Raw genomic sequence first — 12,839 nt, 5'->3', positions numbered from 1 at the left:
TTTTCTCCGGTTATTCAGTGCATTCTTGTATGGTTGCAGTCACCGTGTGGAACGAAAACCATCACGAACGGGCGACAGGCCCGGCCAAGGCAATGTACCCCAACGGGATCCACACGACGCTGGCTGAGGCGCTTGCTTCGTACGGCCACACCGCTCAGACAGCGACTCTCGATGAGCCAGCCCACGGACTAACCGAAGAGGTACTCGCCGAAACGGATGTGTTACTGTGGTGGGGCGATGTCGCGCATGACCTTGTCAGCGATGCGACTGCAAACCGCATCGAGCAGGCCGTCCGTGACGGGATGGGATTTATCCCGCTCCACTCAAGTCACGAGTCGAAGCCGTTCGAGGTGCTCATGGGGGACTGGCACCCTGCGCTGGCGCGAAGAGGGCGAGCGCGAGTCCGTCTGGTTCGTCGAAACGAGCCATCCCATTACCGACGGACTGCCCGAGGAGTTCGAACTCGAACGTGCCGAGATCTACGGAAAGGGGTTCGATCTGCCGATACCGGACACCCTGGTGACTGTAAGTTGGTGTGACGACGGCACAGTGTTTCCCAGCGGGTGTTGTTACTACCGTGATGCAGGACGGATATTCTACTTCCAACCCGGCCACGAGACGTTCCCAGTGTACCACCAGCCAGTCGTCCAGAAGCTCTTGCACAACGCCGTTACGTGGGCCGCACCAAATGAGCCCGGCCGCCCCTGCGCCGGACAGCCCTGACGAGCAGTACAACCGTCGTAGTGCATATTGGCCCCGGCTGCCCTGTCCCCTGTTCAATTGACCTACTGGAAGCGACGGCCTGAATCAGTGCATAGACGATTAGGAGGGGTTTTCAGGAACAGTAGGAACTGTTTTCGCCTGTCAGGGTGAGCGAAGGCGACTGCAAACTTAGGAGCCTGAGTCACGACCGTGAGTCAGTATGCGAGGACAACAGCGGAGCCGTAGACCGATTCCAAAGGGTTTGTATCTAATGACTTCGGAGAGTGCCCTATGACAGAGAACGTGGTCGTGCTCGGTTCGGGGTATGCCGGCGCGGGGGCAATAAAGAGTTTCGAGGACGAGCTAGACGGTCAGATGGACGTTGATGTTACGTGGATTTCTGAGACGGACTATCATCTGGTCCTACACGAGTCCCACCGTTGCATCCGGGACCCGAGCGTGCAGGAGAATATCGCCATCCCCGTCCACGAAATCAAACAGCCCTCGACCGCATTCATTCAGGACGAGGTCGTTGGTATCGACACCGACACCCAGGAAGTGGACCTCGCCGACTCCGATGCTGTCGAGTACGACTACCTGCTCGTTGGGCTGGGCTCCCAGACGGCCTTCTTCGGCATCAACGGCCTCGAAGAGCACGCGCTGACGCTCAAGAGCCTCGACGACGCCCTCAAAATCCACGACAAGATCCAGCAAGCCGCTCGTGAAGCCTCCACAAACGACCCGGCGCAGATCGTCATCGGTGGCGCCGGTCTCTCCGGCATCCAGACCGCCGGCGAGGTTGCCGAATTCCGTGACGAACACAACGCGCCAATCGATATTCACCTTGTCGAAGGTCTCGACCAGGTCCTGCCAAACAGCGACCCGGAACTCCAGGGCGCCCTTCGCAAGCGTCTGGAAGCCGCCGACGTGAACATCAAATGCGGGGAGTTCATCGGCGAAGTCGACGAGGAGACAGTCTATATCGGCGACGAGGACGAACTGGACTACGACGTGCTGGTCTGGACGGGCGGCATCACCGGGCGCGATTGCATGCAAGAGGTCGATCTGGACAAGGACGAGCGCAACCACCGCGTCCACGCGGAAGGGAACTTCCAGACCGAGGACGAACACGTCTTCGCGATCGGCGACTCGGCACTGATCGACCAGCCGGGCGACCAGCCCGCTCCGCCGACCGCTCAGGCCGCCTGGCAAGCCGCCGAAGTCGCGGGCGAGAACCTCGCTCGCGCCGTGCGCGGCCAGCCGCTGAAGACGTGGACCCACAAGGACAAGGGTACGGTCGTTTCGGTTGGCGAGAAGGCCGTCGCCCACGACGTGGTGAACATGCCGATCGAAACCTTCGGCGGGATGCCCGCGAAACTGCTGAAAAAGGCTATCGCCGCCCGCTGGATCAACGATGTTACTGGCGTCGGTCGGGCCGCCAAGGCCTGGCCTGACATGTAGAAAGGACCTTTTTACCTCGTCGCCCTTCCTCGCGCCGCCGGCGCTGCGGGAGGGCTCTCTTCTCACGGGCCGGATGGCCCGTTCGCACGGCCAGCGGGACCATGGGTCCCGCTCGGCTCGCAAAAATCTACGCTAAGAACGACCTTCTCGCTCCCGCTGGTCGCGAGAAGTGAAACCGCGCTCGCTCTGCTCGCGCGGTATGCTGTGTCTGCCGCTCTCTCCATAGCCACTGGCATATGCTGCCCTCTGCAGGTCGCTACCAAGCAGACTCTAACACACCGACAATATCCCCTCTGGTTGGCTCCAGCCCCGGCGGGACGTTCGCCATGAAGTCGTCTTCAAGGACGGCGTCGGCGACTTCGGGAAATTCCTCCCGGTCGGGGCCGGCTACGTCCCGGAGTTGTGTCGGCAGTCCGAGCGTCGTCACCACCTCACTGACTCGGTCAACGACTGCAGCACCGGGGTCGTCAGTATCACCGACGCCGAGTGCGTCAGCCAGGAGCGACCGCCGACCGTCGACCTGCTCGAAGAGGTACGAGAGCGCGTGCGGAGCAATGACTCCGTGGGCCGCGCCCTGCTGGACCTCGTATGTCCGGGTTAGTCCGTGGCCAAGGGCGTGGATCAGCGAGAGTGTCGTCCCGTCGGCCCGTGAGATGCCGTACTGGACGAGCATGATTCCCTGCGTGATCGACTGATACACCCACGGGTCGTCGTCATCGTTACCGAACGCGAGCAGGCCTTCTGTGAGAAGACCGAGGCCGCGCGACGCTGTGGCGTCAGTTATCGGGGTTGCGTTGGCCGCGTACAGCGTCTCGGTGCCTTTGTCGAAGCCGTTCATCGCCGACGCTGCGAGGACCGACCGCGGCGTCGTCGCAATCAGTTCGGGGTCGTAACAGGCGGCAGCAGGCATCAGCTTCGGATCGCCAACACCACCACTGACAGGCTCGTTCACAGTGCAGGTGTCAGGTGCGGCCGTGACCCCGGCGACAATAGAGAGGTCAGCGCCGGCCAGCGTTGTTGGGACGGCGATAATTGGCGGCAGCTCTGCTTCGGGGACAGCTATCGTTCCGGAGTCGACAAACGCCTGGCCGACAGCGGCCGAGTCGCGGTCAGTCGCCGCGAGGACGCTGATGATCTTTGCCACGTCGAGGCTGCTCCCGCCGCCAACGGCCACGAGGCAATCGGCGTCAGCCTCGCGGAAACGTTCGAGCCCGTCGTAAGCAGTGCCGAGCCGCTTGGCTGGCGTTGTTTCGGCGAAGATACCGGCAAGTCGGTCACCGAGTCCGTCCCGAACAGGGTCCATCACGGCCGGCGTCTCACCGACGGTAGTGCCACAGACGACCAGCGCGCGGTCGTAGCCCTGCTCGTCCAATTCCGCACCCAGCGACCGCACGGCGTCAGGGGCGTATCGGAGCGTCGCGGGGTCGTACTCGAACCGAAACGGGGCCTCAGGGTCGTTGGCAACCGGTGTGTCAGCCATCGCTGTGACCTATTCAGCCTTGCTCGTCTTTAGCCCTTCAGGTTGCCAGAGCCGCCAATCGCCACGACTTGCGCTTTCGGTGTCACCTGCAAGCGCGGGCACGTGGCAGTCCATTGCAGGACGGTAGCGTATTCTTGACGGAAGTCTGCGCGTTCAAGCCGATTCCGTCACTGCGGTTCCATCCCAGCCATCCCGCTAAGTAGTGGGTCGAGGTCCTTGAGCGCCTCGGCGAGCGCACCGACGCTGTCTTTCTCCTGTCGATCCGGGTTCGCGAGCACCCGAACCGGCTGGGTCCCGAGCGGGACGAACCCGAGGTCGAGTTTCGCTGCCGTGGCGCGAAGGCCGAGACCCACGTCCGCATCAGCTGCTAGGACCTTCCGAGCGGGGCTCTCGTGGGCTTTTGTCGTGAGTTCGTACCCATCGATAGCATCGATAACTTCGGTGCGGCTGACGCCCCGGTCCTCGCCGAGGGCATCAAGCGCGTCGTCGAAGCTCCGGCGCAGTCCGGAGGCGGTGTCGCGGTTGACGAAGCGGTAGTCACCGTCGATGAGGTCGCTCAGGCCGGCTACGTCAGCATCGGCATCGACGACCAGCCCCCACTCGCGCCGCCAGCCGCCGATGTCGGCCGCGTCGTGGTCATTTGCGGCCGGCCCTGCGACGACGGCGACATCGGGCACGCCGTTGCCGAGACGGCGGAGTCCCTCGGTAGACCCGAGCGGGAGATACCGCGGACGGCCGATCGTGTCGAGCAGGCGCGAGAGGAGCGGGTCGTCCTCACCCATTCCCAAGAGCGTCGGCGGCCTGACTGCCGGAGAGAACAGCGTCACGTCGACCGTCTCCCCTTCGGCAAGGTAGTCCGTCCCCGGCGGTACGTCGACAAAGCCGTCGGCGTCGACGAGGCTCGTCGTCGCGCCGCTGCCCTTGTCGACGGGGTAGACCAGCAGCGACCCCGTCTCGTCCTCGACCAGCCCGGCCGGCATGAGGCGCCTGCGCCCCTCGCCGTAGCGTTCCTGAACTGCCATCGTGCCAGATACCGTTGCTGTCTGTGGCGGGTCCCGACCAGCGGCGTCCCGAACTGCCGGGGCGACGAAGGTCTGGAAGATGGTCAGTGCCGACACTGGATACCCCGGCAGACCAACGTACGCCGAGTCACCGATAGTGCCCACGAGCATCGGCTTGCCGGGTTTGACAGCGACGCCATGGAGCCTGAGTTCGCCCCGCTCCTCGATGACGCGATATATGACGTCGACCGCGCTGGCGCTGGTCGACCCTGACGAGAGGACGAGGTCGCACTCGTCGGCTGCTTCGTGGAGCAGCCGCTCCATCTCCTCGTAGTCGTCGCCAGCGTGTGGATACATCACCGGGTCACCGCCGGCCTCCGCGACCGCGCCCGCCAGCGTGTAGCTGTTCACGTCGTAAATCTGGCCGGCGGCGCTGTCGAGCGGGTCTCCGGGACGGACGAGTTCATCACCGGTCGAGAGGATGCCGACCTGTGGCCGGCCACGCACCGGGACCTCGTCGACGCCCAGCGCCGACAGGAGTCCAATTTCGCGCGGTGTGATGCGCGTTCCGGGACCGAGCGCGCGCGCCCCAGCCGCGATGTCCGCGCCGGCGAGCATCACGTTGTCTCCGGGTGCGACGGACGTGCGTATCTCGACCCCGTCGTCAGTCTCGGTCGTTCGCTCGACCATCACGACGGCGTCCGCGCCGGGGGGCATCACCGCGCCGGTCGAGATTTCGGCGAGTGAACCCGGCTCAACGGTTACGTCGGGCTCCTCGCCCGCGTGGACCTCCCCGGCGACTGACAGCGTTACCGGGTCAGCCTCGTCAGCCCCGAAGGTGTCTCTGGCGTGGACGGCATAGCCGTCCATGCTCGCGCGGTCGAACCCCGGCACGTCGATGCCGGCGTCGATCCGCTCCGCGAGCACGCGGTCGCGGGCGTCCGCAAGGGGAACGCTCTCAGGTTCGGGGTCGACGTCGAGGCCCGCAACGACCTCGTGTGCCTCCTCGGGCGAGGCCAGATCGCGGAACTCGCGGCGGTCACTCACTGTGACCACTCCCAGTCCTCGACGGCCACGGTGTTACCGGCGTCGTACCCCTCCACAGATTCCGGCACGACGACCCAGCCGTCGGCGAGCGCGACGCTTGAGAGGACGCCCGACCCGCTGGCCCGCGTCGGCGTCGCGGTCGTCTGCTCGCCCTCGTCGTGTAGTTCCACCCGCGCGTATGTTCGGGTCCCCGGCTCGCTGGCGATTTTCCGCGTCAGTTCGGCTTCGGTCGTGGGTGGGTCGGTCGGCGGGAGGTGGCCGGCCCGCCGGAGCGCCAGTCGGAGGAACTGGACTGCGTTGACGATGCAGGCGACCGGATAGCCCGGAAGCATCAGAATCGGCGTCCCCTCGGCTACGCCGAGCGCCACCGGGTGGCCCGGCTTCAGCGCGACGCCGTGGACCAGCACCTCGCCGATTCCGTCGACGACCTCCGGCAGCAGATCGCGCTCGCCGACGGAGGACCCGCCGGTCGTCACGACGAGGTCATGGTCCAGATCGTCCGTGATGGCGGCCCGAAGCGCATCGATGTCATCAGTGACGATGTCGCGGTACGTCGCGTCGCCACCCCAGCGCTCGACGTACTGCGTGACGGTTTGGCCGTTCGTCTCGATGACCTCCCCCGGGTCAGGGTTGTCCTGCACCAGCTCTTCCCCGGTCGGAATCACGCTGACAGTCGGTCGCTCGTACACCTCGACAGTGTCGTTCCCGACAGATTTCAGCAATCCGAGGTCCGACGGACGGAGCCTGTGGCCGTCCTCGTACAGCGTCTGCCCTTGCTCCACATCCTCGCCGACAGGGGCGACGTTCTCCCCGCCAGCGACCGCATCGAACACCGTGACACTGTCGCCGGTCACCTCGGTCTCCTCAACAATCACGACAGCATCGGCACCCGCCGGGAGTTCGCTGCCCGTGTGCACGCGGGCCGCTGTGCCCGTTGTCACCGCCTCATCGACCCGAAGTGATGCCGGGGACCGCTGGCTCGCGCTGAACGTGTCTTCGGCTCTGACAGCGAAGCCATCCATCGCCGCCCGCCGGTAGTGGGGCACCGCTCGCTCGGCAGTGATTTCACCCGCGACGACGCGCTCGTCGGCATCGCGCAGCGGGACACGCTCCGTCCGTCCGTGTGGGGACACTGCGTCCAGCAGCGTCTCCCTGGCCGTCGTTACCGGGGTTCGGTCCTTGAACCCGGCCGACTTCCGGGACTCGTTGCTCATATGTGTACGAATGGCCGGCACACCAAAAAGCTCGCCAGATTCAGGGGGCTTCGGTCGGAAGCGAACGTATGGCTGAGTCGGACCTGCGCTGTCGCCTCTGCGGGAGCGAACTCTCGACAGGACTGGTTGCGACCGACAGCCGGCACTGCTGTCTCAACGCCACTCCTATCGCTGGGACCTGCCCCGAACACGGCCCAGTAGGGCCACACCACGCTGTAGAAGATTAGCCGGGCCGCGCGTCGCGGAAGTTCAAGTACGGGAACGGGACCACGCCTCAGTGTGCTTCCGGGACTTCCTGCCGCTGACCCGACAGCGACGCTCGCCCTCCTCACAGCGATCGGGGCAGGGGTCGGACTGGGAACGCTCAGCGGGCTCGTTCCGGGGTTACACGCCAACACATTTGCGCTCTTGCTCGCCGCGGTGGCGAGCAGTTTGCCCGGGCCGCGGCTCTACGTCGGCGTCGCAATGCTGGCGGCCGGCGTGACACACACCTTTCTCGACGTGATTCCGGCGCTGGCACTGGGTGTGCCCGACCCGGCGATGGCCGCCAGTGCGCTGCCGAGCCACCAGCTGGTCATCGAGGGCCGCGGTCGGGAGGCGCTTCGCCTATCGGCGCTGGGGAGTGGGCTGGCCGTGGCGTTTGCCGCCCCGCTCGCGGTTCCGCTCACGCTCGTAATGAAGCGTGTGTACCCGCTACTCCGGCCGTGGCTGTCGGTGCTACTCGCTGGGGTCGCCATCCTGCTCGTGATCACGGAACGTGGCCGCCGCCAGCAGGTCGGCGCTGCGTGTTCACTCACCGCCAGCGGGCTGCTCGGCATCGGTCTGCTAAATGCGCCGGTAACCGGCGCGTTGCCTGTGTCGGACGTACTGGTCCCACTGTTTTCGGGGCTGTTCGGCGCACCGGTGCTTCTGGCGGCTATCGGGGGAGAGGGCGTCCCGCCACAAGCCGACGCGACTGTGACGACGCCGCGGCGAACAGTCGGCGTTCTCGCGGGTGTCGGGACCCTCTGTGGCGGCGCTGTCGGCTACATTCCGGGCGTCTCCAGCGCCATCGCGGCCACACTGGCACTGGGGCTTGTCGCCGAGCGTGGGCCACGGGCGTTCATCGTGACGACGAGTGGCGTCAATACGGCGACGGCAGTCTTTGCACTGTTCGCGCTCATCTCGCTCGGGACGCCCCGAACCGGTGTCCTTGTCGCGCTCGACCGGGCCGAAGTCCCGCTGATCCTTCCAGCGCTGCTCGCCGCGGTCGCCATCGCTGCCGTCGCTGGCGCGATACTCGTCCCGACACTGGGCGACCGGTACCTCCGAATTGTCGGCCGACTGGACCCGACATACCTCTCGTTGTCGGTGATTGCAGTCCTCGTCTGTCTCTCCGCACTCTTCGCCGGCCTCGTTGGTATCGGAGCGTTCGGAGCCGCCACACTGGTCGGACATCTCCCGCCGCGGTTCGGGTCCCGCCGGGCGACCCTGATGGGGGTGTTACTCGTCCCGCTGGCGTTATAGGTAGTCTCGCTGGCGGAAATGAGCGAGCAAGATACCGACGACAATCGCCATCCCGATCATCACCGCGGGATAGCCGAACGCCCAGCCCAGTTCCGGCATATTGTACGGGCTGTCGGCGAAGTTCATCCCGTAGACGCCGACGACGAAGGTCAGCGGGATAAAAATCGTCGCGACGACGGTCAGCACTTTCATCACCTCGTTTGTCGACTGGGACACTGTGTTCAAGTATATGTCCCGCGCCCCCGCCACCAAGTCGCGGTAGGTCTCGGTCAGGTCGACAATCTGGACCAGATGGTCGTACACGTCCCGGAAGTATTTCTCCGTCTGTGGCTGAATCTGTGTGGGGTCGCCACGGGCGAGCACGCCAATCGCCTCCCGTGCCGGCCAGACCTGCTTGCGAAATGACAGCAGGTCGCGCCGGACGTCGTTGATCCGTTCGAGTGTCTCGATATCGGTGGAAGTGGTCACTTCTTCCTCGATCTGTTCGATATCAGTCTCGATCTCGTCCAGCAGATCGAAATACGCGTCAACGATGACATCGATGACCCGGTAGGCAGTAAAATCCGGGCCACGATGGAGGAGTCGTTCATCCCCGCGGCCGACAGCGTCCATCACGCGCTGGACGGACGGGACGGCGCCTGTCGACAGCGTTACGACCCAGTCGGAGCCGACAAACAGGCCAAGCGACGTTGTTTTCACTTCCTTATCGAACGTCGTATCGCCGGGCGTAAGCGACGCAGATTTGACGAGTACGAACGTGTAAGCGTTGAACTCCTGGACGTTCGCCCGGACATCGTTCTTGATGTCCTCGATAGCCAGTGAGTGGAGGTCGAAGGCGGAACTGACGGCCTCGACCTCATCGGCGGTCACGTCGGTGGCGTGAACCCACGTCGTTCCGTCAGCCGTTCGGGCGGCTGCTAGGTCCTCGTGCTCTATCGCCTGGCCGTCGGCGTACACCACTGCGGAAATCACGTCGTGCCCTCCGTCGGCGCGGCGTGGCCGACGGCAACCACAGTCAACCCAACCATCACCGCCGTCACTGACACAGACCGGCCGGGATAGGCGACGCTCGTCCCGACGGCGTAGCCGACGATGCCGGCAAGCGTGAGCACCACTCCGGCGACAAACAGCCGATTCATGCCTCCGTCATCACTGGCCCGAAAGAAAACAGTGTCCCCGCAGTCAGTTGCCCGAGTGCGAGAGGCCGCCGAGCAGCGTATCGACGCGCGGCCCTTCGCTGTCGTCAAGTCGCTCAGGGTAGACGGCAACGGCGACGACCACGTCGCCCTCGTGTTCGAAGCTCGTGAGGTGGATCAGGACATCGACATTCTGGCCTTCGATAGCCGTCGTGCCGGAAAACACAGCCACCTCACGGGACTCGCCCAGCGCTTCCACCGTGCGGTTACGCTCGGACTGAACGTCATTGATCTGGTCGTTTCGGCTGGCGACTTCCTCGACGAGGCGTTCGTTGGACCAACTTGCGGCGGGGTTCAGTGTCTGTCCGGCCACACTGGCGCTGGGCGTCGAGAAGACGATGAACCGGCCAGCGTTGACCTCACCGACCGGCCCGAGGTCAAGGCCGCGCCGGTACTGTCGGATGTGGTTCGTGACGCGGATAGTCCGCTCCTGACCAGCGACGGTGACCGTCCGCTCAATTGTCTGTTCGTCTGCCATTGACTGCTCGTAGCCGGTTTCATCGAGCGCACTGTCGCTGACTGTTGCCGGTGCGGAGTCGAACTCTACCGTCTCTCCGGTTATCAGGCCGGTACAGCCCGACGAGACGACGAGTATCCCGACAAGAAACATGAGTATCCCCTTTCGCATTGTTGTCCCTACACTGTGTCCAATATATAAAATACATGGCCGTTCAAGGTGTTAGCCGAACTACAGAAGGCAGTCGGTACGCGTTCAGAAGCGATCTATTTCCGCTTCAGAGCCGATAAGTTGGCCCATCGTCGGTGTCCTGCACCTCGACACCGAGCGCTTCGAGTTCGTCCCGGAGTTCGTCAGCGCGCTCGTAGTTTCCAGCGTCCCGTTCCTGCTCTCGGATGGCTAGGACCAGGTCGACAACATCACCCGCCAGCGATACGTCACCGCTGCTGTCGTCGCCAAACGCCAGTCCGAGGATGCCGCCGCCGAGTTCCTCGAACACTTCGACGGTGTGGCGGAGCCCCTGGTAGTCCCGTTGCTCGTGGGCATCCAGGTGGGAGTTCACTGCGGCCGTCAGGTCTAGCAGTGCGGTCATCGCTTCCCGTGTATTGAAGTCGTCGTTCATTGCCGCTTCGAACGCCGAGCGGGCGTCCTCAACAGCGTCGCGGAGCGTCTCGTCGGCCACCTTCGCGTAGGCATCCACGTCATCGCAGGCCTCGACCGCGCGCTCATAGCCACGGGAAAGGCGGTCCCAGCGCTCTTCGGCCTCCGCGATGGTCTCGTCGCTGTAGGTCGCCCGCGAGGTGTAGGCCGTCGACAGCAGGAAGGTTCGGAGTACGTCGGAGCCAAACTCCTCAACGGTATCGGCGACGGTGAAGTAGTTTCCAAGCGAGGAGGACATCTTCTCCTCCTCGGTTTCCAGCAGGCGGACGTGGAGCCAGTACTTCGCGAACTGCTGGCCGGTCGCGGCCTCGCTCTGGGCCACCTCGTTTTCGTGGTGGGGAAAAACAAGGTCTTGCCCGCCGACGTGGATGTCGATGGATTCGTCGAGGTGAGCCATCGACATGGCCGAACACTCGATGTGCCAGCCGGGTCGCCCCTCGCCCCACGGCGAGTCCCATGTCTGAGCGGTCTGGCAGGCTTCTTCGGCGGGTGCGGCCTCGGGATGTTGATGTTCGGCGATGTCTGCCGGGTCGACGCCGCCGGCCTTCCAGAGCGCGAAGTCTGCAGGGTGTCGCTTCTCTCCTTCGGTGTCTGCGCCCTGTGATTCGATATCGTCGACGGACTGATTCGAGAGCTTCCCGTAGTCCTCGAAGCTTGTCACGTCGAAGTAGACGGAGCCGTTCTGCTCGTAGGCGTGGCCCTGCTCAACGAGTCGCTCGACAAGGTCGATAATTTCCGGGACGTGCTCCGAGACGCGGGGGTACACCTCCGCGCGGCCGAGGTTGAGCGAGCGCATATCGTCGATGGCCTGCTGGACGTAGTGGCGGGCCACGTCGGCCTCGCTGTCGCCGTCCTCGCCGACCCGAGCGACGATCTTCTCGTTGACGTCGGTGAGGTTCTCGACGTGGTGGACATCATAGCCCAGATAGTCGAGCCAGCGGGCCATCACATCGACGTGGATCCAGCCGCGCGCGTGGCCGAGGTGGGGCGGGTCGGAGGTCGTCAGCCCACAGTAGTACAGCAACACGGAGTCTGGGTCGCGCGGCTCGAAGGGCTCTTTCTCACCGGTCAACGTGTTCGTCACACGAAGCGTCATTACCCGGGAGAACTGTGTCCGCCCGCTTTAAGCCGTCGGAAGCCGGCTCACTTTTGAACTGCAGCTTCGACTGTTCGGAGCGCGTCAGGCCCCGCACGGCGGCTCACCACCACGACGAGTGCGTCGTCGGTGACACCGGCAGCGTCGACGGAGACATCCGCTGCTCGTAGCCGTCCCAGCACCTCGCTGAGTGCCGCCGGAGCAAGGTCACCCGTGGCGATGACGGCTGTCAGCGAGCCAGCGTCCTCGGCGAAGGCGGTGTCCGCGACTTCGAGGACAATAGCTGACTCCGCGTCGGATGATTCGACCCGCCCAAGCCCGCTCTGCATCGAGACTCTGGCGTCGCTGTCGTGTGGCGAGCCGGCAGGCAATTCCTCGGCGAACCGACGGAGCGCAGTCGCGATCGCTTCTTCCTCACCCTCGATGTCGAGCGTGCGTGCGGCGGCCGTGTAGTTGACGACGCCGGCCCGAAGTGCGTCGTAGAGGAACGGGCGCTCGCGGACGGCGTCTCTGGTCGCGGCTGCGAGTGACATTGGCGGCAGGCACGACCGGCGCGGGCAAAAGCGGTTCTATCAGGCACGAGGGAACGCGGTGCCACTGGACAGTTAGCTGCAAGCCTCACATCGCCCCGTGATACCCACTCTACGGACGTGCTGAACCCGCAGAATTGTGGACTGCTCCCAGCAAGTGAGAACAGTCAGGGGGATTGTCCCTCTGGACGCTCACTCTCTACGTGAGGGAAGGACAATGGCTATTGCACAACGTGAACGGCAAGTGTTCGGACAGCCCCTAGAAACGGCGGAACGAGTTATTGGTGGCCTCGTCGTGGTCGCCGGCGCGCTGGGACACGCCGCACTGCTGGCAGCCGCCGGACTGTTGTTCTACGTCCTCCTGTTCGGGCTGTGACTAGGTGGAATCGGTCGGCAACGACATACTTTCGCGGCTTCCCATTACACAGCCTGCCGGCTAGCCGGACAGACCAACGAAGGCCCTAAGGACGGCTCGCACCAACCGGTAAG

Annotated in this window: 14 protein-coding genes; 6 read left to right on the top strand and 8 right to left on the bottom strand. The window is 64.4% G+C overall.

The features are described 5' to 3' along the window. Positions 1-29 precede the first annotated feature (29 nt). The 3 genes from ACODNH_RS03860 (at position 30) to ACODNH_RS03850 (ending at position 2,163) form a co-directional block, all read left to right on the top strand. The gene (locus tag ACODNH_RS03860; protein WP_434530944.1) at positions 30-539 is read left to right on the top strand and encodes a ThuA domain-containing protein; all 510 of its coding nucleotides are present in this window, start codon (positions 30-32) and stop codon (positions 537-539) included. Further along, positions 433-723, top strand: coding sequence for a ThuA domain-containing protein (locus ACODNH_RS03855; RefSeq protein WP_434531424.1), 291 nt, complete (start codon positions 433-435; stop codon positions 721-723). The genes ACODNH_RS03860 and ACODNH_RS03855 overlap by 107 nt, the downstream gene beginning before the upstream one ends. 270 nt (positions 724-993) lie before the next feature. Then, complete coding sequence (locus ACODNH_RS03850) at positions 994-2,163, top strand: NAD(P)/FAD-dependent oxidoreductase (RefSeq protein WP_306707637.1); 1,170 nt, start codon at positions 994-996, stop codon at positions 2,161-2,163. Positions 2,164-2,419: 256 nt separating this feature from the next. Here ACODNH_RS03850 and ACODNH_RS03845 read toward each other — a convergent pair whose 3' ends face one another. The 3 genes from ACODNH_RS03845 to ACODNH_RS03835 form a co-directional block, all read right to left on the bottom strand. After that, positions 2,420-3,643, bottom strand: coding sequence for an iron-containing alcohol dehydrogenase family protein (locus tag ACODNH_RS03845; protein ID WP_306707635.1), 1,224 nt, complete (start codon positions 3,641-3,643; stop codon positions 2,420-2,422). A gap of 167 nt (positions 3,644-3,810) precedes the next feature. Then, on the bottom strand, positions 3,811-5,691 hold the full coding sequence (locus ACODNH_RS03840) for a molybdopterin biosynthesis protein (RefSeq protein WP_434530943.1): 1,881 nt from the start codon (positions 5,689-5,691) through the stop codon (positions 3,811-3,813). Next, positions 5,688-6,905, bottom strand: a complete 1,218-nt coding sequence (locus ACODNH_RS03835; RefSeq protein WP_306707631.1) for a molybdopterin molybdotransferase MoeA — start codon at positions 6,903-6,905, stop codon at positions 5,688-5,690. The genes ACODNH_RS03840 and ACODNH_RS03835 overlap by 4 nt, the downstream gene beginning before the upstream one ends. Before the next feature lie 68 nt (positions 6,906-6,973). On the opposite strand from ACODNH_RS03835, the gene ACODNH_RS03830 reads away from it, so the two are divergent. Both ACODNH_RS03830 and ACODNH_RS03825 read left to right on the top strand, forming a co-directional pair. Continuing rightward, positions 6,974-7,132, top strand: coding sequence for a hypothetical protein (locus ACODNH_RS03830; RefSeq protein WP_306707629.1), 159 nt, complete (start codon positions 6,974-6,976; stop codon positions 7,130-7,132). Positions 7,133-7,184: 52 nt separating this feature from the next. Beyond that, entirely contained in the window at positions 7,185-8,411 is a 1,227-nt protein-coding gene (locus ACODNH_RS03825) for a tripartite tricarboxylate transporter permease (RefSeq protein ID WP_434530942.1), read from the top strand. Here ACODNH_RS03825 and corA read toward each other — a convergent pair. The 5 genes from corA to ACODNH_RS03800 form a co-directional block, all read right to left on the bottom strand. Continuing rightward, positions 8,406-9,383 carry a magnesium/cobalt transporter CorA gene (gene corA / locus ACODNH_RS03820; protein ID WP_434530941.1) on the bottom strand — a complete coding sequence of 326 codons (978 nt, stop codon included), beginning with the start codon at positions 9,381-9,383 and terminating at the stop codon, positions 8,406-8,408. The genes ACODNH_RS03825 and corA overlap by 6 nt on opposite strands. Then, positions 9,380-9,550 carry a hypothetical protein gene (locus ACODNH_RS03815; protein ID WP_306707623.1) on the bottom strand — a complete coding sequence of 57 codons (171 nt, stop codon included), beginning with the start codon at positions 9,548-9,550 and terminating at the stop codon, positions 9,380-9,382. The genes corA and ACODNH_RS03815 overlap by 4 nt, the downstream gene beginning before the upstream one ends. Positions 9,551-9,593: 43 nt before the next feature. Continuing rightward, the gene (locus ACODNH_RS03810; protein ID WP_306707621.1) at positions 9,594-10,235 is read right to left on the bottom strand and encodes a DUF6517 family protein; all 642 of its coding nucleotides are present in this window, start codon (positions 10,233-10,235) and stop codon (positions 9,594-9,596) included. A 106-nt stretch (positions 10,236-10,341) separates the two neighbouring features. Next, entirely contained in the window at positions 10,342-11,820 is a 1,479-nt protein-coding gene (cysS, locus tag ACODNH_RS03805; protein ID WP_434530940.1) for a cysteine--tRNA ligase, read from the bottom strand. Between the two features lie 47 nt (positions 11,821-11,867). After that, positions 11,868-12,353, bottom strand: coding sequence for a DUF7523 family protein (locus tag ACODNH_RS03800; protein ID WP_306707617.1), 486 nt, complete (start codon positions 12,351-12,353; stop codon positions 11,868-11,870). A gap of 214 nt (positions 12,354-12,567) precedes the next feature. On the opposite strand from ACODNH_RS03800, the gene ACODNH_RS03795 reads away from it, so the two are divergent. Next, entirely contained in the window at positions 12,568-12,726 is a 159-nt protein-coding gene (locus ACODNH_RS03795) for a hypothetical protein (RefSeq protein WP_306707615.1), read from the top strand. Positions 12,727-12,839: the final 113 nt, after the last annotated feature.

Origin of the sequence: Haloarcula sp. NS06, from assembly GCF_051122755.1 — an archaeon.
In the GTDB taxonomy this organism is placed as follows: domain Archaea; phylum Halobacteriota; class Halobacteria; order Halobacteriales; family Haloarculaceae; genus Haloarcula.
This window is presented reverse-complemented; position numbering and strand designations above follow the sequence as displayed.

What these genes read in the sequence shown, in the direction of transcription:
- ACODNH_RS03800 (WP_306707617.1), bottom strand. Translation starts at nt 12,353, where the DNA reads ATGTCACTCGCAGCCGCGACCAGAGACGCCGTCCGCGAGCGCCCGTTC.
- ACODNH_RS03795 (WP_306707615.1), top strand. Translation starts at nt 12,568, where the DNA reads ATGGCTATTGCACAACGTGAACGGCAAGTGTTCGGACAGCCCCTAGAA.
- ACODNH_RS03815 (WP_306707623.1), bottom strand. Translation starts at nt 9,550, where the DNA reads ATGAATCGGCTGTTTGTCGCCGGAGTGGTGCTCACGCTTGCCGGCATC.
- ACODNH_RS03860 (WP_434530944.1), top strand. Translation starts at nt 30, where the DNA reads ATGGTTGCAGTCACCGTGTGGAACGAAAACCATCACGAACGGGCGACA.
- ACODNH_RS03830 (WP_306707629.1), top strand. Translation starts at nt 6,974, where the DNA reads ATGGCTGAGTCGGACCTGCGCTGTCGCCTCTGCGGGAGCGAACTCTCG.
- cysS (WP_434530940.1), bottom strand. Translation starts at nt 11,820, where the DNA reads ATGACGCTTCGTGTGACGAACACGTTGACCGGTGAGAAAGAGCCCTTC.
- ACODNH_RS03850 (WP_306707637.1), top strand. Translation starts at nt 994, where the DNA reads ATGACAGAGAACGTGGTCGTGCTCGGTTCGGGGTATGCCGGCGCGGGG.
- ACODNH_RS03845 (WP_306707635.1), bottom strand. Translation starts at nt 3,643, where the DNA reads ATGGCTGACACACCGGTTGCCAACGACCCTGAGGCCCCGTTTCGGTTC.
- ACODNH_RS03835 (WP_306707631.1), bottom strand. Translation starts at nt 6,905, where the DNA reads ATGAGCAACGAGTCCCGGAAGTCGGCCGGGTTCAAGGACCGAACCCCG.
- ACODNH_RS03810 (WP_306707621.1), bottom strand. Translation starts at nt 10,235, where the DNA reads ATGCGAAAGGGGATACTCATGTTTCTTGTCGGGATACTCGTCGTCTCG.